Genomic DNA, 21,121 nt, shown 5'->3' with positions numbered 1-21,121 from the left:
GGCATCAACATCCGGGGAGAATGACAATGCAGATGAAAAAACAGGACGGCGGCTCCTTGCCACGCGAATCAGTGCTGGCGCAAGGCGTGCGGCTGGCGCTGGGGGCCCTGAGCGTGTCGGCGGCGCTGGGCATGCTGGCCGGCGGCGCGCAGGCGCAAGAGCAGGGACCGGATGTGGAGCCGGCGCCGAAAAAAATGCAGCGCGTGGAAATCACGGGGTCGGCCATCAAGCGGCTGGAGTCGGAGACGGCGCTGCCCGTGCAGATCATCACGCGGGCCGAGATCGAAAAGGCGGGCGTGACGACGGCGGCCGAGCTGATGGCGCGCGTCTCGGCCAACGTGGGCGGCCTGACCGATGGCGTTAGCATCAACGTGGGCGGCGACCAGCGCGGCTTCAACAGCGCCAACCTGCGCGGCGTGGGCACCTCGTCGACCCTGGTGCTGCTCAATGGCCGGCGCATGGCCAACTTTGCCTCGCCTGGCGATGATGCGGGCGTGGACCTCAATAACATTCCCGCCGCCGCCCTGCAGCGCGTGGAAGTGCTGCTCGACGGCGCCTCGGCCCTGTACGGCACGGACGCCATCGGCGGCGTCATCAATTTTATTACGCGCAAGGATTACCAGGGCGTGGAGCTGAACGCCTACGGCAGCGGCACGCAGGAAGGCGGCGCCGGCAAGCGCACGGCCAGCATCACGGCCGGCACGGGCGACCTGGCCACGGATGGCTACAATATCTTTGCCGTGGTCGACCTGCAAAAAACCGACCGTCTGAGCACCTCGCAGCGCAAGTTCATTCCGCACCTGCAGGTGCCGGAACGCCTCGGCCATTTGCTGTCCAGTTACACCAGTCCGGCAAATATCCGCCTCTCCAGCGACCAGCGCGACTACCTGCAGGAGCAGGGCTTCCTGCTCAATGGCCAGCCGATCACGAATCGCCTGATTAATCTGTCGATTCCAGGCTGCAGCGGACCGGCCAATGTGTACCTGCCTGCCGGCACGGGCGGCGTCGATGCGTGTACCTATAACTACATGGGCGACACAGAGCTGTATCCGAAAACGGACAAGCAGAACCTGCTCACGCGCGGCGTGCTGAAACTGAATAACGATCACCAGTTGTATGCGGAAGTGGCACTGAGCCGCTCGCGCAGCTATTACGTGGGATCGACAGCGCGGCCGGATGGCGAAATCGACGCCAGCATGGTGCCGCAGCTGAACGCTGTCGGGTTGACCGGCACGCTGGCCCTGCGCATTCGCCTGAACGAAGCGGGCATGCGCACCAGCGAATTGACCAGCGAAAGCCAGCGTTACGTGGTGGGCGCCACCGGCACCGTGGGCGGCTGGGATTACGACGTGGGCTTGAATCACAGTGTCAATGTGGTCAGGGACAAGGACACGCACGGCTACCTCCTGGCAGACCAGCTACAAAAGGGCATCACGGATGGCACCATCAATCCCTTCGGCCCCTCCAGTGCGGCGGGCAAGGCGCTGCTCGAGAGCATCCAGGTCAACGACGAAGTGCGGCACGCGCGCGGCGTCATGGATGCGCTCGATTTCAAGGTGTCGCGTGCCTTGATGTCCATGGGCGGCGGCGACATGGCGTTGGCGGTGGGCGGCGAAGTGCGGCGCGAGCGCACGGATTTCCGGCCATCCGCATTGCTAATGAGCGGTAACATCACCAACGATGACGCGCCCGAAGGCGGCGTGGCCACCAGCGACAGCCGCAACGTGCAGGCCATCTATAGTGAATTGCTATTGCCGTTTAGCAAGCAATGGCAGGCGCAGCTGTCCGGCCGCTATGACCATTACCAGCAAGTGGGCGGCGCCCTCAGTCCGAAGATCGGCCTGACCTACATGCCCAGCAAGGAGGTGCTGCTGCGCGCCTCGGCCGGCAAGGGCTTCCGCGCGCCGTCGATGTCGGACCTGCATCGGCCCACTGTCTACAGCCAGACGGCGACCCTGCCTGATCCCGTGTACTGCGAAGCCGAGAACAACGACTACTCCGTCTGCGCCGACAACTGGCGTACGCGCCGCTACAGCAACGACAAGCTGAAACCGGAGCGCAGCCGCCAGTTCACGGCCGGCGTGGTGCTCGAACCCGGCCAGCACTGGACCTTCAGTGCCGACTACTGGAACATCAGGCGCACGGATTTGATCAGCGAAATCGGCGACGACATCATCCTGTCCAACCTGTCCAAGTACGGCAATCTCGTACACCGCGACGAAGACAATGGAATCCGCTACATCGAGCTGCGCAAGGAAAACCGCGGTGCGCAAAAAGCCTCGGGCATCGATATCACGGCCGATCTGCATGGCGTGAAAACGGCGTGGGGACGCTTTGGCGGACATCTGAGCGGCACCTATGTGCTCGGCTCAAAAATCCAGACCAGCCCTGGCGATGTCTTCATCAGCAATCTGAACAAGTTCGTCACGGACGGCGTGGTGCAGCGCTGGCGCCATACGATCACCCTCGACTGGGACAATGGCCCGTATTCGGCCAGCCTGTCGAACACGTATTCGAGCGGCTACGATGACCAGAACTCGGCCATCAACACGGACGACGGCAGCGTGGTCAAGCCGAACCGCGTGAAGGCCTACACGCTGTGGGACATGTCGGGCGCGTATGCGGTCAGCCAGCAGTTCAAGCTGCGCGCCGGCATACAGAATCTGTTCAATACCAGTCCGCCATACTCGAACCAGGCATTTTTCTTCCTGTCCGGCTATGACCCCAGCTACGCCGACCCGCGCGGCCGGCGCTTCTACGCCAGCGCCAATTACAGCTTCAAGTAAAAAACTGGAGATACCGCAACAACGCTGTCATATGCGGCAAGTAGTATCGTAGTTCGATGCAGTTGGGTGGCAGGCAGCAGTTTTGGCAGCAAGGGCGCGCGCCGGTATCAACAAGTGCGCGCCCCTTTCCTTGTATTCGAAAGGCATCATGAAATTATTCTCAATCCGGTACCACACCTTTTGCGCCGCGCTGCTGTTCGCGCTGGCATTGTGCAGCTTCCATGCCGTGGCGGCGCCCGGCGGCAGCGCCATCGGCAGCGCGCCGCAGGGTACGCTCGTCATCATCGGCGGCGGCCTGCGCGCCGACAATGCCGAAGTGTGGCAGCGCATCGTCAAGTTGTCGGGCGGTCCGGGCGCGCGCATCGCCGTGCTGGCCTCGGCCGCGATGAACCCGGAAAAATCGGGTGAAAGCATCATCAGGAAGCTCAATCAATATGGTGCGGACGCCTTTTTCGTGCCGCTGGCCGTCAAGCTGGCCAATCGCGATTACCGCAAGGCGGCCGAAGATCCGGCCATCGTCACGCAGATCAAGTCGGCCACCGGCATCTATTTTGCCGGCGGCGACCAGGGGCGCATCACGCAAGCGTTGCTGCGCCCGGACGGCAGCCGCACGGCCGCGCTGGAAGCCATCTGGTCGGTCTACCGCAACGGCGGCGTGATCGCCGGTTCCAGCGCCGGCGCGGCCATCATGAGCACCACCATGTTCTACGATGCCAAACCCGTGCTCGACATGCTCAAGATGGGCGTCACGGATGGCCGCGAGATCGCGCCCGGACTGGGCTTCATCGGCAGCGACGTTTTTGTGGACCAGCATCTGCTGGTGCGCGGGCGCTTTGCGCGCATGATTCCCGTGATGCTGAAAAAAGGCTATCACCTGGGACTGGGTATCGATGAAAACAGCGCCATGGTGGTCGACGCCATGCGCGACGTGGAAGTGATCGGCTACAGCGGCGCCCTGCTGATCGACCTGTCGGGCGCCATCAGCGACCGCGGCGTGAAAAATTTCAATATCAGCAATGCTGCCATCAGCTATCTGGACCGGGGCGACAAATTCAACCTCGTCACGCGCGTGTTTACGCCCTCGCCGGACAAGGCCGACAACAAGCTCGATCCGAACCAGCCCGACATGCGCGAGCCCGTGTTTACCAACGATATCCTCGGCAACAACGCCGTGCTCGACCTGATGGGCAACCTGATCGACAACGCGCAGCAGGAAGCCATCGGCATCGCCTTCGGCAACCCGCGCGACCCGTACCCGGAGCTGGGCTTCGAGTTCCGCTTCAGTAAAACGGTCAACAGCGTCGGCTACAGCTCGACCGAGGCGGAAGCGTATTCGGTGCTCAAGCTGCGCCTCGACATCCGCCCCATCCAGCTGCGCCAGCCGCTGTACCGCTACAAGTAGCTTGCACTGGCGCGCCGCCAGCGCGGCCACGCGGCGATCGTCAGGGCCCGCAGCAGCCATTCGACGGGGCCATAGGCGTGGCCGCGCAGCCACCAGCGGCTCAGGGGCAGCTGCAGGCTGAAGATGATGACGGCCAGCGCCAGCGCGCCGAGCGGCGAGACGCTGCCCATCAAGCGCGCGCCATACGCGAGGAACAGCCAGGCGCAGACGGCCGACTGCAGCAGGTAGTTCGACAGGGCCATGCGGCCCGCATCGGCCAGCAGCGCAAACAGCGTGCCGTCGCGCAGCCGTTCGAACAGGGTCAGCGCGCATGCCAGGTAGGCGCCCGCCAGCAGGGGCGCGCTTGCCAGGCCCACGGCCAGTCCCGCCACCTGCCATGCCTGGCTCTCGCCATACACGGAGGTCCAGGCATATACGGCGGCGCCGGGCAGGCCTGCCAGCGCGCCGGCCCACAGCAGGCGGCGGCGCAGCGGCAGATAGTCGGCCGCGTGCAGCAGCATCTCGCGCTTGCCGGCGGCCAGGCCGCACAGGAACATGGCCAGCGCGCACGGTGCCTGCACCAGCAGCAGGACGATCCAGATGTCGCTCAGTTCGCGCAAGTGCTGATTGACGACGGCGGCCGGCGTGGCGCGGTAGGCGGCCAGCGCCGTTGCCGCCTTTTGCGCCATCGCCACGGCGTTGTCCGCCGCGTCGCCCGCCGGCTGCAGGCTTTGCAGCCAGGCCATGCCTGCCCAGAACGCGGCGCAGACGGTGACGAGCACCAGGGCCAGGCACAGTGCCTGGCGTTCGCCGCAACGGTGCAGCGCCAGCAGCACGATGCCCAGCACGGCGTAGGTGGTCAGTATGTCGCCATGAAACAGGAACACGGCATGCAGGGCGCCGATCAGCCACAGGCCCGCCTGCCGGCGCAGCATGCGCGGCACGAACGGCGCGTCGGCGCGCGCGGCCGCCTGCATCTGCAATGTGAAGCTGTAGCCGAACAGGAAGGAAAACAGCAGGTAGAACTTGGTCTCGAACAGCAGCGCGACGAGGAAATGCGTGGCGCGGTCGACGCCGCCGTGAAAGGCGGGATCGGTCATGCCCAGACCGAACCACGGTGTGGCGAAGGCGCCGATATTGACCACCAAAATGCCGAACAGGGCGCAGCCGCGCAGGGCGTCGACATCGGCAATGCGCGCGGGCGGGGTTGGCATGGCGGCGCTCATGCCAGGGCAGGGCGCAGGAAACGCGCCAGCAGCAGGTGCAAACTGGCGCGCTGCGCCAGCGGCGCGTAATCGGGATCGACGGCGACCCGGTTGAAGATGCCGTCGATCAGCGCGGCGATCCAGCCGGCCGTTTGCGCGGCGTCCAGCGCGGCGTCGATCTGGCCTGCCGCCGCCGCCTCTGCCAGCAATGTTTGCAGGCCGCCGCGCAGGCTGGCGTCGTTGCGCGCCACCCTGGCCGCGATGTCCGTGTCGCGCATCGCCTCGGCGGCAATGTCCAGCGCCAGTCCCGCAAAGTCCTCGTCGGCCGCCAGCGCCAGCACCAGGTCCATGAAGTCGAGCAGGGCGCCGTATGCATCGGCGCTGCCTTGCACGCCGGCGAAATAGGCGGCCGTCTCGCTGCCTTCCTGGTCGACGATGGCGGCGATGATGGCTTGCTTGGTGGGGAAATAGTGAAACAGGTTACCGGGACTCATGCCCGCCTGCGCGCAAATGGCGGCGGTGCTGGTCTGGTGAAAGCCCTTGCGCGCGAAGCAGTGGCGCGCGGCGGCGAGAATGGCGTCGCGGCGGGCCGCGTGTTTATCGGGATCGATGGTGCGCATGGTTTTGCTCTTTAATTAATCGACTAGTCAGTCTAATATAAATGGATTGCGCGGCGCGGTCAAGCTGGATGCTTTGCAGTGCCGATTCCTGTCGCTACAATGTGCCGCACCGGATTTTTCCATGCCCGCCGCTGGCGCCGCTGTTTGTTCGGAAAACCGCTTCTTTTACCCGTTTTTCTACCGTGTTAGGAATGAGATGCAGCAGACCCCGATTCGATCCTTCCTGTGCGCGCTGGCGCTGGCCGCCGGCATCGTCCCTGCCGCGCAAGCGGCCAATGCTGCCCAGCCGGCCACCATGCGCCTCGATTACCAGCACAGCGGCAATGCGCTGGGCGAGCACTATGCGGTCGAACGCGTGCTGGTCGAGCCCCTGCCATGGGCCGGTAACCTGGCGCGTCCCATCGACGACAGCAACCGCGGCAACAATATGCTGGAAGTGGTCGACATCAAGTCGGGCAAGGTGCTGTACTCGCGCGGCTTTTCCACCATCTTCGGCGAGTGGGCCAGCACCGACGAAGCGAAAACCACCACGCGCGCGTTTCAGGAATCCGTGCGCTTCCCGCAGCCCGAGCACCCCGTGCGCGTGCGCATCCTCAAGCGCGACGAACGCGGCCTGTTTTCCATTGTGTGGAGCACCGATGTCGATCCTGCCGCGCAGGACGTGATCCGCAAGCAGCCGCCGGCGCCCGTCAAGCCGATCCCGATCCGTGTCGAAGGCCCCTCGTCCGAGAAGGTCGATCTCCTGATCATGGGCGATGGCTACACGGCTGTCGAAATGGGCAAGTTCGAAGCGACGGCGCGCAAATTGGCCGAGCACCTGTTTACCGTCTCGCCATTTCGCGAGCGGGCCAAAGATTTCAATGTCTGGGCCATGGCCGCGCCGACGCCGGAATCGGGCGTGTCGCGCCCATCGACGGGCGTGCATCACGCCTCGCCGCTGGGCACGCGCTACAACATCTTCGGCAGCGAGCGCTATGTGCTGACGACGGACAACCGCGCATTGCGCGACCTGGCGCAGTACGCGCCGTACGAATTCATCGAAATCCTCGTCAATAACGATACCTACGGCGGCGGCGGCATCTTCGGCCAGTTCAGCACGGCGGCAGCGAACAACGACTGGGCCAACTACCTGTTCGTGCATGAATTCGGCCACCATTTCGCCGGCCTGGCCGACGAGTACTACACTTCGCCCGTGGCCTACCAGTCGAACGGCGAGCGCCAGGAGCCGTGGGAGCCGAACGCCACGGCGCTGCGCGATCCGGCCAAGCTGAAATGGAAGAGCCACGTCAAGGCCGGCACGCCGCTGCCGACGCCCTGGCCGAAGGAAGCGTACGACAGCCATGCGCGCGAATACCAGAAGCAGCGCGCGGCCCTGCGCGCGGCCAACCGCCCGGAAAGCGAGATGAGCGATTTGTTCAAGGCCGACCTGGCATACACGCAGCAGCTGTTCTCGAAGGCGCCGCAGCGCCATGCGGTGGGCGCCTTCGAAGGCGCGAACTATGAATCGTCCGGCTACTACCGTCCCGAGATGCAGTGCATCATGTTCGACCGCAGCGAGACCTTCTGTTCCGTATGCCAGGATGGGATCAGCACCATCATCGACCTGTATTCGCGTCCCGCCCCGGTGTCGGGAAAATAATGCCGTTCATGTCGTTGGAGTAAGCATGGCGGGCCATGTTGCATCGCAATAGCATGGCCCCCCGTTTCACCGTTCCCCGCCTTGCGCCGCCCGCCACGGCGCCGCGTAGTTTGTTTTTCAGGCAATTCCCCCTTCTTTTGCTCGGCCGCCTTTCTGTGCGCCAGCCCCGCGATATTATTAAATAAGCACCGCGATTCGATTGCTTGTCAATTAGTTCATTTAAATAATATTGATGTAGAATTTGATGTATATCAATGTTGCATCGCCGCAATCGCACTTATAGTTGACCTAGCTCAAAAACGATAAGCATGCGGACCGGACTCATCGCGAATCACGTATCTAAATGCTGTAGAGTAATTTTCGCCCTGTACCAGTTCCCCGAGAATGCACTGGTGCCGGCCTCGAATTTCAGTGACGGAAGCCGATTCATGAAGATGCAGACCCCCGCGCCTGACGCGTGCAATACCCTCCATCCCCACACACCGATTGCCTTGCCGTATGCGCGCGCCGGCGGCGTGACCCTGGCCATGAGCGCGGCCGCCACGCGTGCCGGCGCGGTGCGCTGCGTGCAGGCGGCCACGCCGTGGCCCGCCTTGCGTCCGGTCCAGGCATGACGGCCGGCTTGCACCCGCACTTGCCTTTGCAGGGCAAGCGTGGGCTGGTGGTGGGCATCGCCAATGCGCAAAGCATCGCCTGGGGCTGCGCCAGCGCGCTGCGCGCGGCCGGTGCCGAACTGGCCGTGACCTGGCTTAATGACAAGGCCAGAGCGCACGTGGAGCCGCTGGCGCAGCAAGTGCAGGCGGCCATCATGGCACCGCTCGACGTGGCCGTGCCGGGTCAATTGGAGGCGCTGTTCGCGCAGATCGGACGGCAGTGGGGCGCCATCGATTTCGTCGTCCATTCCATTGCCTACGCGCCGAAACACGATTTGCATGGCAGGGTCACGGACAGTTCGGCCGACGGTTTCGCGCAGGCGATGGATATTTCCTGCCATTCCTTCATGCGCATGGCGAAGCTGGCCGAACCCCTGATGCGGGACGGCGGCAGTTTGACCACCATGAGTTATTTAGGCGCCGAGGAAGTCATCGCCGACTACGGCCTGATGGGGCCCGTGAAGGCGGCGCTGGAAGCGTCGGTGCGCTACCTGGCCGCCGAACTGGGGCCGCAAGGCATCCGCGTCAACGCCATTTCGCCGGGCCCACTGGAGACGCGGGCCGCTTCCGGCATCGCCCATTTCGACCGCCTGATGGCCGACGCCATCGAACGCTCGCCCATGCGCCGCCTGGCCACCATCGAGGACGTGGGCGCGCTGTGCGCCTTCCTCGCCGGCGACGGCGCGCGCGCGATCACGGGCGGCACCCTGTATGTCGATGGCGGCTACAACATTCTGAATTGACTGGAAGAAGATGACCATGGCTGTTTCTACTTTGTCCAACCGCGCCAGGATGGCCGCGCTGGCCACCGCGCTGGCCCTGGCCGGCTGCGCCTCGCTGGCGCCGCCGTACGCGCCGCCGCCGCTGCCCGTGGCGGCGCAGTATCCGGAAGCCGATCCGGCCGGCGCGCAGGCGCCCGACGTCGCCTGGCAAGCCTACTTTGCCGACCCGCGCCTGCAGGCGCTCATTGCGCAGGCGCTGGCCGGCAACCGCGACATCCGCATCGCCGCCCTGCGCGTGGAAGAGGCGCGCGCCGCGTATGGCATCCAGCGCGCGGAGCAGTTCCCCACCATCGCGCTGGGCGCCTCCGGCAGCCGCGCGCGCGTGCCAGACGACCTGAGTCCGACGGGCCGCGCCATGACGAGCGCGCAGTACCAGGCGGGCTTGAACGTGAGCGCCTGGGAACTCGATTTCTGGGGCAGGGTGCGCAGCCTGAAGGACAGCGCGCTGCAAACCCTGCTGGCCAGCGACGAGGCGCGCCGCGCCGTCGGCGTGGCCCTGGTGGCGCAGGTGGCCAATGGCTACCTGGGCTTGCGCGAACTCGACGAGCGCGTGGAACTGGCGCGCGCCACCGTCGACAGCCGCGCCGAATCGCTGCGCATCTTCACGCGCCGCTTCGAGGTGGGGTCGATTTCCAAGCTGGACCTGACGCAGGTGGAAACCCTGCTCAGCCAGGCCCTGTCGCTGTCGGCCCAGCTGGAGCAGGCGCGCGCCGTGCAGGCGCATGCGCTGGCCCAGCTGGTGGGCGGCCCCGTCGACCTGACGCCGGTCGCTGGCGAGGTGCGCCGCTTCGACGACGCCAGCGTGCTGCAGCCGCTGCATGCGGGCCTGCCTTCGGCCTTGCTCACGCAGCGTCCCGACCTGATCGCCGCCGAGCACCAGCTGCGCGCCGCGCAAGCCAATATCGGCGCCGCGCGCGCCGCCTTCTTCCCCGCCATTTCGCTGACGGCGGCTTATGGCACGGCCAGCGCGGAATTGAGCGGCCTGTTCGACTCGGGCAGCGGCGCCTGGAATTTCGCGCCGCGCCTGGTGCTGCCGATCTTTGACGCGGGACGCATCCGCGCCAATATGGACCTGGCCGAGGTGCGCCGCGACGTGGCCGTGGCCAATTATGAAAAGAGCGTGCAGGGCGCCTTCCGCGAAGTGGCCGACGCGCTGTCGAACCGGCGCTGGCTGGCGCTGCAGGTCGATATCGGCAAGACCACCTTGGCCGCGCAGAGCGAACGCGCGCGCCTGGCCAAGCTGCGCTACGACAATGGCGCCGCGCCCTACCTGGAAGTGCTCGATGCACAGCGCGACCTGCTGACGGTCGAGCAGCAGCTGGTGCAGACGCGCCGCGCGCTGCTGTCCAGCCAGGTCAGCCTGTACGCGGCCCTGGGCGGCGGCGCACCCGCACCCGCCGCCGCTTCCACCCACTAATTTGATCGCCCCGATACCATGAATGCTCAACTGAAGAAAAAACTCATCCCCGCGGCGCTCGTCGTGGCCGTGCTCGTGCTGGGCTACGTGGCCTGGCAAAAAATGCGCCCCACGGGCCCTGGCGAAGGTTTTGTCAGCGGCAATGGCCGCATCGAGGCGACGGAAGTCGACGTCGCCACCAAGCTGGCCGGCCGGGTCAAGGAGATCCTCGTGCGCGAGGGCGACTTCGTCAAGGCGGGCCAGCCGCTGGCCACCATGCAGGTCGACTCGCTGACGGCCCAGCGCGACGAGGCGCGCGCGCGCCAGCAGCAGGCGTCCGATGCCGTGGTCGGCGCGCAGGCGCAGGTGGCCGTGCGCGAAAGCGACAAGGCGGCCGCGCTGGCCATGGTGGCGCAGCGCGAAAGCGAACTCGATGCGGCCAGGCGCCGCCTGGCCCGTTCCGAAACCCTGTCGAAGGAAGGCGCTTCCTCGGTGCAGGAGCTCGACGACGACCGCGCCCGCGTGCGCAGCGTCGCCGCCGCCCTGAATGCGGCCAAGGCGCAGGTGACGGCGGCGCAGGCGGCCATCGATGCGGCAAAAGCGCAGGTGGTCGGTTCGCGTTCCGCCGTCGTCGCCGCCGAGGCGACCACGGCGCGCATCGATTCCGACCTGGCCGATGGCCAGCTGACGGCGCCGCGCGACGGCCGCGTGCAATACCTGGTGGCGCAGCAGGGCGAAGTATTGGCCGGTGGCGGCAAGGTGCTCAACTTGGTCGACCTGTCGGACGTCTACATGACCTTCTTCCTGCCCGAGACGGCGGCCGGCAAGGTGGCGATGGGCGGCGAGGTGCGCCTCATCCTCGACGCGGCGCCCAATTACGTGATTCCCGCGACGATTTCGTTTGTCGCCGCCAGCGCGCAGTTCACGCCGAAGACGGTGGAAACGGCCAGCGAGCGCCAAAAACTGATGTTCCGCGTGAAGGCGCAGATCAGCCGCGAGCTGCTGCAAAAGCACCTGGCCCTGGTCAAAGTGGGTTTGCCGGGCGTGGCCTGGGTGCGCCTCGATGCGAAGCAGCCATGGCCCGCTGAACTGACGGCGAAGGTTCCGCAGTGAGCATGGACGTGACTTCCTTTGTCGTCAGCATCCAGGGCGTCAGCCAGCATTACGGCAAGACGGTGGCGCTCGACGGCATCGACCTCGACGTGCCGGCCGGCCGCATGGTGGGACTGATCGGCCCCGATGGCGTGGGCAAATCGAGCCTGCTGTCGCTGGTGGCCGGCGCGCGCGCCGTGCAGCAGGGCAGCGTGATGGCGCTGGGCGGCGACATGCGCGATGCGCGCCACCGCGACGATGTCTGCCCGCGCATCGCCTACATGCCGCAAGGCCTGGGCAAGAATCTGTATCCGACCCTGTCGGTCGAGGAAAACCTGCAGTTTTTCGCGCGCCTGTTCGGCCATGACGCGGCCGAGCGCCGCCGCCGCATCGACCAGCTGACCCGCAGCACGGGCTTGCAACCCTTCCTCGCGCGCCCGGCGGGCAAGCTGTCGGGCGGCATGAAGCAGAAGCTGGGCCTGTGCTGCGCCCTGATCCACGATCCCGACCTGCTCATTCTCGATGAGCCGACCACCGGCGTCGATCCGCTGGCGCGCGCCCAGTTCTGGGACCTGATCGCCGGCATCCGCGTGCAGCGCCCGCAAATGAGCGTGATGGTGGCCACCGCCTACATGGACGAGGCGCAGCGTTTCGACTGGTTAGTCGCCATGGATGACGGCAAGGTGCTCGATACGGGCACGCCGGCCGAACTGCTGGCGCGCACAGAAAGCGGCAATCTGGAAGCGGCCTTTATCAAGCTGCTGCCCGAGGCCAAGCGCGCCGGCCACCAGCCCGTCGTGATCACGCCGCTGGACGCCGCCAGCGCGCAGGACGTCGCCATCGAGGCCAAAGACCTGACCATGCGCTTCGGCGATTTTACCGCCGTCGACCATGTGAATTTCCGCATCGGCCGCGGCGAGATCTTCGGTTTTCTCGGTTCGAACGGCTGCGGCAAATCGACCACCATGAAGATGCTCACGGGTCTGCTGCCGGCCACGGAAGGCAAGGCCTGGCTGTTCGGCAAGGAAGTCGATTCCAACGACATCGACACGCGCCGCAGGGTCGGCTACATGTCGCAGGCGTTTTCCCTGTACAGCGAACTGACGGTGCGCCAGAACCTGGTGCTGCACGCGCGCCTGTTCCACGTGCCGGAGGGCGAGATCCCGGCGAGGATCGACGAAATGGCGCAGCGCTTCGACTTGCGCGCCGTGATGGACGACTTGCCCGACAGCCTGCCGCTGGGCATACGCCAGCGGCTGTCGCTGGCCGTAGCCATGGTGCACAAGCCGGAAATGCTGATCCTCGACGAACCGACGTCCGGCGTCGACCCCATCGCACGCGACAATTTCTGGCGCCTGATGATCGAGCTGGCGCGGCGCGACCGCGTCACCATCTTCATTTCCACCCACTTCATGAACGAGGCCGAGCGCTGCGACCGCATCTCGCTGATGCACGCGGGTAAAGTGCTGGTCAGCGATGCGCCGGCCGAACTGGTGCGCAAGAAGGGCGCGCCGTCGCTGGAGGCGGCCTTCATCGCCTACCTGGAAGAGGCGGGCGGCGGTACGGCAGCGGCGGCGCAGGAAAGCGAAGCCGAAGCGCCCGTGCAGAAGGCTGAAGCGGCCGCACCGCAGCACCGCCGCAGCCGTTTCAGCGTGAGCCGCATGCTCAGCTACATGTGGCGCGAGGCGCTGGAATTGCGCCGCGACCCCGTGCGCCTGACCCTGGCGCTGGGCGGCTCCGTGCTGCTGCTGTTCGTCATCGGCTTCGGCATCAGTCTGGACGTCGAAGACTTGAGCTATGCGGTGCTCGACCACGACCAGACGACCCTGAGCCAGAATTACACGAACAACCTGGCCGGCTCGCGCTACTTCGTCGAGCGCCCGCCGTTGCGCGACTATGCCGATATCGACAAGCGCATGCGCAGCGGCGAACTGTCGCTGGCCATCGAGATCCCGCCCGGCTTCGCGCGCGACGTGCAGCGCGGCGCGCCGGCGCAGGTGGGCGCGTGGATCGACGGCGCCATGCCGATGCGCGCCGAAACCGTGCAGGGCTACGTGCAGGGCATGCATCAGCTGTGGCTGGCCGACCAGGCCTTGCACCGCTACGGCATCACGATGAGCAATCCCGTCGCCATCCAGACGCGCTACCGCTACAACCCGGACGTGAAAAGCCTGCCCGCCATGGTGCCGGCCGTGATTCCCCTGCTGCTGCTGATGCTGCCGGCCATGCTGGCGGCGCTGTCCGTGGTGCGCGAAAAGGAACTCGGCTCCATCATCAACCTGTACGTGACGCCCGTCACGCGCCTGGAATTCTTGCTCGGCAAGCAGGTGCCCTACGTCGTGCTGGCCATGTTCAACTTCGTCCTCATGGCCCTGCTGGCGGTCACGGCCTTCGGCGTGCCGATCAAGGGCAGCTTGCCGACCCTGATCGGCGCCACCTTCATCTTCAATATCTGCGCCACGGGCATCGGCCTGTTCGCCTCGACCTTTACGCGCAGCCAGATCGCGGCCCTGTTCGTGACCATGATCGGTACCATGATCCCGGCCATCCAGTTTTCCGGCCTGCTCAATCCCGTCTCGTCGATGGAAGGCGTGGGCAAGGCCATCGGCCTGATGTACCCGGCCACGCACATGCTCAATATCAGCCGCGGCGTATTCAACAAGGCGCTGGGCTTCGGCGACCTGCACGCCTCGTTCTGGCCCCTGCTCGTCGCCATTCCCGTGATCCTCGGCGTGACGGTGGCGCTGCTGAAGAAACAGGAGAGCTGACATGCGCCACCTTGAAAACATCTACCGCCTGGGCGTGAAGGAAATCTGGAGCCTGATCCGCGACCCGATGATGCTGATCCTGATCCTCTACACGTTCACCCTGGCCATCTACGTGGCCGCCACGGCCAAGCCGGAAACCCTGCACATGGCCTCGATCGCCATCGTCGACGAGGATGGCTCGCCGCTGTCCGCGCGCATCGCCTCGGCCTTCTTCCCGCCCCAGTTCACGCCGCCGGCCATGATCAACCAGAGCCAGGTCGATGCGGGCCTCGATGCGGGCCGGTACACCTTCGTGCTGACGATCCCGCCCAAGCTGCAGGCCGACGTGCTGGGCGGGCGCCAGGCGGAATTGCAGCTGAACGTCGACGCCACGCGCATGAGCCAGGCCTTCAGCGGCAGCGGCTACATCCAGCAGATTGTCGCTGGCGAGATATCGGAATTCGCCAAGCGCTACCGGGGCGCGACGGTCTCGCCCGTGGAGCTGGTGATGCGCGCGCGCTTCAATCCCTCGCTGAGCCAGGCGTGGTTCGGCTCGCTGATGGAGCTGATCAACCAGGTGACGATGCTGTCGATCATCCTCACGGGCGCGGCCCTGATACGCGAGCGCGAACATGGCACCATCGAGCATTTGCTGGTGATGCCCGTGACGCCGGCCGAGATCATGCTGGGCAAGGTCTGGTCGATGGGCCTGGTGGTGCTGCTGGCCGCCGCCCTGTCGCTGAACCTGGTGGTGCGCGGCATGCTGCACGTGCCGATCGAAGGCTCGATCGCGCTGTTCCTGTGCGGCGCGGCCCTGCACCTGTTTGCCACCACCTCGATGGGGATTTTTCTGGCCACCGTGGCGCGCAGCATGCCGCAGTTCGGCATGCTCCTGATCCTCGTGCTGCTGCCGCTGCAGATGCTGTCGGGCGGCAGCACGCCGCGCGAAAGCATGCCCGAGCTGGTGCAGAACATCATGCTGATCGCCCCGACCACGCATTTCGTCGAATTGAGCCAGGCGATCCTGTACCGGGGCGCCGGCATCGACGTGGTGTGGAAACCGTTCCTGGCCCTGCTGGCCATCGGCACGGCCCTGTTTACCTTCGCGCTGGCGCGTTTTCGCAAGACCATCAGCCAGATGGCGTAGCCCCCACGCCGGAATGGTCCGGCGTTTTTTGCATGAAAAGGATAGCCATGACAACCGAAGCTGCACCATTTTTCTCCACCGGCGGCTTGCCGTCGCTGGGCATGCTGGGCGATTATGCGCGCGACTCGTGGCAGCGCATCGTGCTGTACGCGGACGTGATGCGCCGGCGCGGCAACCAGTACCAGGAGCACCTGGCCGAGGAAGTGCCGAACGTGCTCGACTTCCCCGCCGAACTGGTGATGTCGGGCCTGGAGCTGGCGCGCCCCGTCAACTACGGCCTGGCGCGCATTTTGACGCCCGATGCGCCCGAACCTGAGCCATCGAAACGGCCGTTTGTCGTCGTCGACCCGCGCGCCGGCCACGGTCCCGGCATCGGCGGCTTCAAGGCCGAGAGCGAGATCGGCGTGGCCCTGCGCGCCGGCCACCCGTGCTACTTCATCGGCTTCCTGCCCGATCCCGTGCCGGGACAGACGGTGGAAGACGTGATGCACGCGGAGGCGGCCTTCCTGGAAAAAGTCATCGCCCTGCATCCGCGCAGCGAAGGCAAGCCCGTCGTCATCGGCAATTGCCAGGCGGGCTGGCAAATCCTCATGACGGCGGCCATGCGCCCGGAATTGTTCGGTCCCATCATCGTGGCCGGCGCGCCCGTGTCCTACTGGGCCGGCTGGCATGGCCGCAACCCGATGCGCTACGCGGGCGGCCTGATGGGCGGCAGCTGGGCCACGGCGCTGGCGGGCGACCTGGGCAACGGCCGTTTCGACGGCGCCAGCCTGGTGCAAAATTTCGAGAAGCTCAACCCGGCCAATACCCTGTGGAGCAAGCAGTACAACCTGTACGCGAACATCGACACGGAAGCGCCCCGTTACCTGGAATTTGAAAAATACTGGGGCGGCCACGTCTTCCTCAACGACGTCGAGATGCAGTACATCGTCGACAATCTGTTCATCGGCAACCGCCTGGCCACGGCCGAATTGATCACCTCCGACGGCGTGCGCCTGGACTTGCGCAATATCCGTTCGCCCATCGTCGTGTTCTGCTCGAATGGCGACAACATCACGCCGCCGCCGCAGGCGCTGGGCTGGATCACGGACCTTTACCGCGACGACAAGGACGTGCTGATGCACGATCAGACCATCGTCTACGCCGTGCATGACAGCATCGGCCACCTGGGCATCTTCGTCTCGGCCAAGGTGGGGCACAAGGAACACCAGAAATTCGCCAGCAATATCGACCTGATCAACCTCCTGCCGGCCGGTATCTACGAAGCACGGATCGTCGACAAGACGCCCGACACGCCGAATGCCGACCTGGCCAGCGGCGATTATGTGCTGCAGGTCGAGCACCGCGGCATCGAGGACGTGCGCGCCATCGTGCAGCCTAGCGTGGAAAACGACCGCAAGTTCGCCGCCGCCGCGCGCGTGTCCGAGGTGAACCTGGCCCTGTACCGCACGTTCGCGCAGCCGTGGGTGCGCGCCATGGTCACGCCGCAGACCGCGCGCTTCCTGCAGCTTGCGCATCCGCTGCGCGTGTCGTACGAGCGCTGGACCGACCACAATCCGCTGGCCAGGCTGGTGGCCAGGGAGGCGGAAAAAGTGCGCGCCCACCGCCAGCCGGTATCGCCCGACAACCCGCTGCTGGCCATGCAGGAAGCCGTCTCCGGCGCCATCACGGCCGGTTTGAACGGCTGGCGCGACTGGCGCGATACTGTGCAGGAAACCACCTTCGACCTGGTGTACGGCTCGCCCCTGGTGCAGGCGCTGACGGGACAGACCATCGGCGATGCCACGCCGCCGCGCCCCCATCCCGGCATCTCGCCCGAGCATTGCGAATACGTGCGCTGCGAAACGCGCAAGATGGACGAGGACATGCAGCGGGGCGGCCTGGTGGAAGCGGCCGTGCGCGCGCTGTTCTACATCTACCGCTTCCGCATGATCGCCGACGAGCGCAGGGTCAACCTGGCCCTCAAATTGATCAAGCCGCAATACCGGCAGGAGGTCAGCATGGAGGAATTCCGCGGCATCGTGCGCCAGCAGGCGCGCCTGATGCTGCATGATTTCGATGCCGCCATCGCCGCCTTGCCGGCCTTGCTGTCGCGCGCCGATCCGGACGACATCGGCGCGCTGGCCGAATGGCTGCAGCAAGTGCTGCAGGTGCCCGAGGCGCCGACGCCGGACGAGGAAGCGAGCCTGCAGCAGATGCTGGACGTCTTCGACCGCGCAGTCAAGCAGCAGGCGCAGGCGCAGGCGCTGCCGCCGGACGCGCGCGCATCCCATGCCGGACCCAAAGCCAAACCGGCCAAACATATTACCTCTGCCTAGAAGACCACGATGACTACTACCCAAGACGATGATCTGCATATCGTGCGTAACCGCACCTTCGACCAGATCGCCATCGGCGATACCGCCAGCATCACGCGCACCCTGAGCATGGACGATATCGCCCTGTTCGCGGTGATGTCGGGCGATGACAACCCGCAGCACCTCGATACGGAATTTGCCGCCGCCACCCGCTACCAGGGCGTGATCGCGCACGGCATGTGGGGCGCTTCCCTCATATCCGCCGTGCTGGGCACGCGCCTGCCCGGCGCCGGCACCGTCTACACGGGCCAGACCCTGCGTTTTTTGCAACCCGTGCGCGTGGGCGATACCTTGGCCATCAGCGTCACCGTCACGGCGCGCGAGCCGCGCAGCCGCCACGTGACCCTGGCTTGCCGCTGCGTCAACCAGCATGGCGCCGTGGTGCTCGACGGCGAGGCGCAGGTGATCGCGCCGGCCGAGCAGATCGAGCGGGCGCGCGCCACCTTGCCCGAAGTGCGCCTGCATAACGGCGACGGCACGCGGCGCCTGCTCGAGCACGCACGTACGCTGGGGCCGATCCGGGTCGCCGTGATCCACCCCTGCGATGAACTGAGCCTGTCGGGCGCGCTGGACGCGCATGCGGCCGGCCTGATCACGCCCGTGCTGGTGGCGCCGCGCGCGCGCCTGGAAGCGGTGGCGGCCGAAGCGGGCCTGAGCCTGGCCGGCATCGCCATCGAGGACGTCGAGCATAGCCATGCTGCCGCCGCGCGCGGCGCCGAACTGGCGGGCAAGGGCGAAGTGGAGGCGCTGATGAAGGGCAGCCTGCATACGGACGAACTGATGTCGGCCGTGCTGTCGGCCAGCGCCGGCCTGCGCACCAAGCGCCGCATCAGCCACTGCTTCCTGATGCAGACGCCCGCCTATCCGCGCCCTTTCATCATCACGGATGCCGCCATCAATATCGCGCCCAACCTGGCCATGAAGGCCGACATCGTGCGCAACGCCATCGACCTGGCGCACGTGATCGGCGTGGCCTGCCCGCGCGTGGCCATCCTGGCCGCCGTGGAAACGGTGAACGCGGACATGCCGGCGACTTTGGACGCGGCCGCCCTGTGCAAGATGGCCGACCGCGGACAGATCACGGGGGCCATCCTCGACGGCCCGCTGGCTTTTGATAACGCCGTGTCGATCGCCGCCGCCACCGTCAAGGGTATCGTCTCGGAAGTGGCGGGCCGCGCCGACATCCTGCTGGTGCCCGACCTGGAAAGCGGCAACATGCTCGCCAAGCAGCTCGAGTACATGGGCGACGCGGACAGCGCCGGCATCGTGCTGGGCGCGAAGATCCCCGTCATCCTCACCAGCCGCGCCGATTCGCGCGCCAGCCGCATCGCCTCGTGCGCCATCGCCGTGATGCTGGCCAACCATTACCGGAGCACGCCGCCATGAACGCGCCAATCACCCACGCCGACGGTGCCTTGATCCTGGTGCTCAATTGCGGCTCGTCGAGCATCAAGTTCGCCCTGTTCGAGCAGGCGGGCGGCGTGCTGCCGCAGCAGGCGCAATGGAGCGGCAAGGTCGAAGGCATCGGCCGCGAAAGCGCCACCTACCGCGCCGGCGGCCTGCCGGCGGTCGCCTTGCAGCTGGACCCGGAGCAGCCGCATCACGCGGCGCTCGAATACATCCGCGCGCAAGTGGTGGCGCAGCTGGACGGGCGTGCGCTGCGCGCCGTGGCGCACCGCGTGGTGCATGGCGGCAGCAAGTACTTCGCTCCCGTGCGCATCGATTTCACCGTGCTGGCCGACCTGAAAAGCTATGTGCCCCTGGCGCCCCTGCACCAGCCGTTCGCGCTCGAGGCGATCGAGGTGCTGCTCACATCGCGGCCCGACATCGCCCAGGTGGCGTGCTTCGACACGGCCTTCCACCACACGGTGCCGCAGGTCGAGCAGATGCTGGCCCTGCCTTACGATGCGTGGGAGCGGGGCTTGCGCCGCTATGGTTTCCACGGCCTGTCGTACGAATACCAGTCGCTGGTGCTGGAACAGCGTTTTGGCCCTGTCGCGCGCGGCAAGGTCATCGTGGCCCACCTGGGCAGCGGCGCCAGCCTGTGCGCCATGGACAATTTGCACAGCGTGGCCACCACCATGGGATTTTCCGCGCTCGACGGCCTGATGATGGGCACGCGCTGCGGTTCGCTCGATCCTGGCGCCGTGATCTACCTGATGGAAATCGAAAAGCTGTCGCTGGAAAAAGTGGCGCATGTGCTGTACCACGAGTCGGGCTTGCTGGGCGTGTCCGGCGTGTCGGCCGACCCGCCGGTCTTGCTGGCGCAGCAGGACCGGCAGGATGCGACGGGCGAACGCATCCGCGCCGCGCTGGCTTTATATATCCGCCGCATCGTGCGCGAGATCGGCGCCCTGACGGCCGTGCTGGGGGGACTGGACATGCTGGTGTTTACGGCCGGTATCGGCGAGCACAGCGCCGAATTGCGCCAGCGCATCTGCGCCGAGCTCGGTTTTATCGGCCCCGTGCTCGATGCGCAGGCCAATGCGCGCAACGCCAGCCGTATTTCCACCGATGCCAGCCGCATCGTGGTGGGCGTGGAGCCGGCCAACGAGGAGTGGGTGGCGGCGCGCCATGCAGCGCTGGCCGTGGGCGCATGAGGATCTGAAGCGTCAGGCCGCGCTCGATGGGAAATTTGCCGATTTGCATATATTTCTCGTTGAGTGCGCTACCGCACTGTGTGGTTTGCCAGTTATCTTTACTATGAAGTCATGCCATTGCGCTACATCAAGAAACAGCGCGATGCCTGGCAAATTTTGAACATTTTGCCCGCCTTTAGTAAGAATAAAATTAAACCATATTGAAAGGTCTCATCATGAACAAATTACTCGCCGCACTGATCGCTACCCTGTTTGCTACCGCCGCCTTCGCTCAAACCGCGCCGGCCACGGAAGCTGTCGTGAAAGCCCAGGCTTCCGCGCAAAAAGACGTCAACAAGGCTGCCGCTTCGGAAGCCAAAGTCGATGCCAAGGCTGACGCCAATGTCGCCAAGGCCGAGATGAAGGCTGACGAAAAGAAAGCTGACGCCCATCACAAGGCGAACAAAACCAAAGCCAAGGCCCATGACAAAGTCGTCAACGCCGATGCGGAAGACAAGCTGAAAGCGGAAGCCAAGGCAGACAAAACCGATGCCAAGGCCGATGCGAAAGCCACCAAGGCTGCCGTAAAAGCGAACGCCAAGGTCGCCAAGGAAAAAGTGGAAGCGAATGCCGACAAAGCCCTCGCCGCCACCAAGACGGAAGAAGCCAAGGCCAAAGCCGACGCTGAAGTCAAGGCCGCCGCCGCCAAGTAATTCCCCGTTTGCGGGCCACGGCCC

15 protein-coding genes are annotated in these 21,121 nt (G+C 65.6%); 13 read left to right on the top strand and 2 right to left on the bottom strand.

Annotation, left to right across the window (positions count from 1 at the left end):
• Positions 1–26 precede the first annotated feature (26 nt).
• Positions 27–2,786 carry a TonB-dependent receptor gene (locus JAB4_RS26625; protein ID WP_070224275.1) on the top strand — a complete coding sequence of 920 codons (2,760 nt, stop codon included), beginning with the start codon at positions 27–29 and terminating at the stop codon, positions 2,784–2,786.
• A 148-nt stretch (positions 2,787–2,934) separates the two neighbouring features.
• The gene (locus tag JAB4_RS26620; RefSeq protein WP_070224311.1) at positions 2,935–4,188 is read left to right on the top strand and encodes a cyanophycinase; all 1,254 of its coding nucleotides are present in this window, start codon (positions 2,935–2,937) and stop codon (positions 4,186–4,188) included.
• On the opposite strand, the gene JAB4_RS26615 is transcribed toward JAB4_RS26620, so the two are convergent.
• Positions 4,179–5,381: a DUF418 domain-containing protein gene (locus JAB4_RS26615; RefSeq protein ID WP_227742046.1), complete on the bottom strand. Its 1,203-nt coding sequence runs from the start codon at positions 5,379–5,381 to the stop codon at positions 4,179–4,181. The two genes, JAB4_RS26620 and JAB4_RS26615, sit on opposite strands and share 10 nt — an antisense overlap.
• Before the next feature lie 8 nt (positions 5,382–5,389).
• Positions 5,390–5,992, bottom strand: a complete 603-nt coding sequence (locus JAB4_RS26610) for a TetR/AcrR family transcriptional regulator (RefSeq protein ID WP_070224277.1) — start codon at positions 5,990–5,992, stop codon at positions 5,390–5,392.
• 196 nt (positions 5,993–6,188) lie between these two features.
• On the opposite strand from JAB4_RS26610, the gene JAB4_RS26605 reads away from it, so the two are divergent.
• The 11 genes from JAB4_RS26605 to JAB4_RS26555 all read left to right on the top strand — a co-directional run bounded on the left by JAB4_RS26605 (position 6,189) and on the right by JAB4_RS26555 (position 21,097).
• Positions 6,189–7,631, top strand: a complete 1,443-nt coding sequence (locus JAB4_RS26605) for an IgA Peptidase M64 (protein ID WP_070224278.1) — start codon at positions 6,189–6,191, stop codon at positions 7,629–7,631.
• 428 nt (positions 7,632–8,059) lie between these two features.
• Positions 8,060–8,245 carry a hypothetical protein gene (locus JAB4_RS26600; protein ID WP_070224279.1) on the top strand — a complete coding sequence of 62 codons (186 nt, stop codon included), beginning with the start codon at positions 8,060–8,062 and terminating at the stop codon, positions 8,243–8,245.
• Positions 8,242–9,027, top strand: coding sequence for an enoyl-ACP reductase FabI (gene fabI / locus JAB4_RS26595; protein WP_070224280.1), 786 nt, complete (start codon positions 8,242–8,244; stop codon positions 9,025–9,027). Before JAB4_RS26600 ends, fabI begins: the two co-directional genes overlap by 4 nt.
• A 16-nt stretch (positions 9,028–9,043) precedes the next feature.
• On the top strand, positions 9,044–10,483 hold the full coding sequence (locus JAB4_RS26590; protein WP_175444710.1) for an efflux transporter outer membrane subunit: 1,440 nt from the start codon (positions 9,044–9,046) through the stop codon (positions 10,481–10,483).
• An 18-nt stretch (positions 10,484–10,501) separates the two neighbouring features.
• Entirely contained in the window at positions 10,502–11,575 is a 1,074-nt protein-coding gene (locus JAB4_RS26585) for an HlyD family efflux transporter periplasmic adaptor subunit (protein ID WP_070224282.1), read from the top strand.
• A gap of 2 nt (positions 11,576–11,577) precedes the next feature.
• The gene (rbbA, locus tag JAB4_RS26580) at positions 11,578–14,322 is read left to right on the top strand and encodes a ribosome-associated ATPase/putative transporter RbbA (RefSeq protein ID WP_070224283.1); all 2,745 of its coding nucleotides are present in this window, start codon (positions 11,578–11,580) and stop codon (positions 14,320–14,322) included.
• Between the two features lies 1 nt (position 14,323).
• The gene (locus tag JAB4_RS26575) at positions 14,324–15,448 is read left to right on the top strand and encodes an ABC transporter permease (protein WP_070224284.1); all 1,125 of its coding nucleotides are present in this window, start codon (positions 14,324–14,326) and stop codon (positions 15,446–15,448) included.
• A gap of 101 nt (positions 15,449–15,549) precedes the next feature.
• Positions 15,550–17,766: a DUF3141 domain-containing protein gene (locus JAB4_RS26570; protein WP_227742188.1), complete on the top strand. Its 2,217-nt coding sequence runs from the start codon at positions 15,550–15,552 to the stop codon at positions 17,764–17,766.
• A gap of 9 nt (positions 17,767–17,775) precedes the next feature.
• Positions 17,776–19,191, top strand: a complete 1,416-nt coding sequence (locus JAB4_RS26565; RefSeq protein ID WP_070224286.1) for a bifunctional enoyl-CoA hydratase/phosphate acetyltransferase — start codon at positions 17,776–17,778, stop codon at positions 19,189–19,191.
• Positions 19,188–20,405 carry an acetate/propionate family kinase gene (locus JAB4_RS26560; RefSeq protein WP_070224287.1) on the top strand — a complete coding sequence of 406 codons (1,218 nt, stop codon included), beginning with the start codon at positions 19,188–19,190 and terminating at the stop codon, positions 20,403–20,405. Before JAB4_RS26565 ends, JAB4_RS26560 begins: the two co-directional genes overlap by 4 nt.
• Positions 20,406–20,620: 215 nt before the next feature.
• Positions 20,621–21,097: a hypothetical protein gene (locus JAB4_RS26555; RefSeq protein ID WP_070224288.1), complete on the top strand. Its 477-nt coding sequence runs from the start codon at positions 20,621–20,623 to the stop codon at positions 21,095–21,097.
• The last annotated feature ends 24 nt before the right edge of the window (positions 21,098–21,121 follow it).

The sequence above is a fragment of the Janthinobacterium sp. HH102 genome, assembly GCF_001758625.2.
Classification (GTDB): domain Bacteria; phylum Pseudomonadota; class Gammaproteobacteria; order Burkholderiales; family Burkholderiaceae_D; genus Janthinobacterium.
The sequence above is the reverse complement of the archived record's forward strand: the minus strand, read 5'-3'. Positions and strand labels throughout refer to the sequence as shown.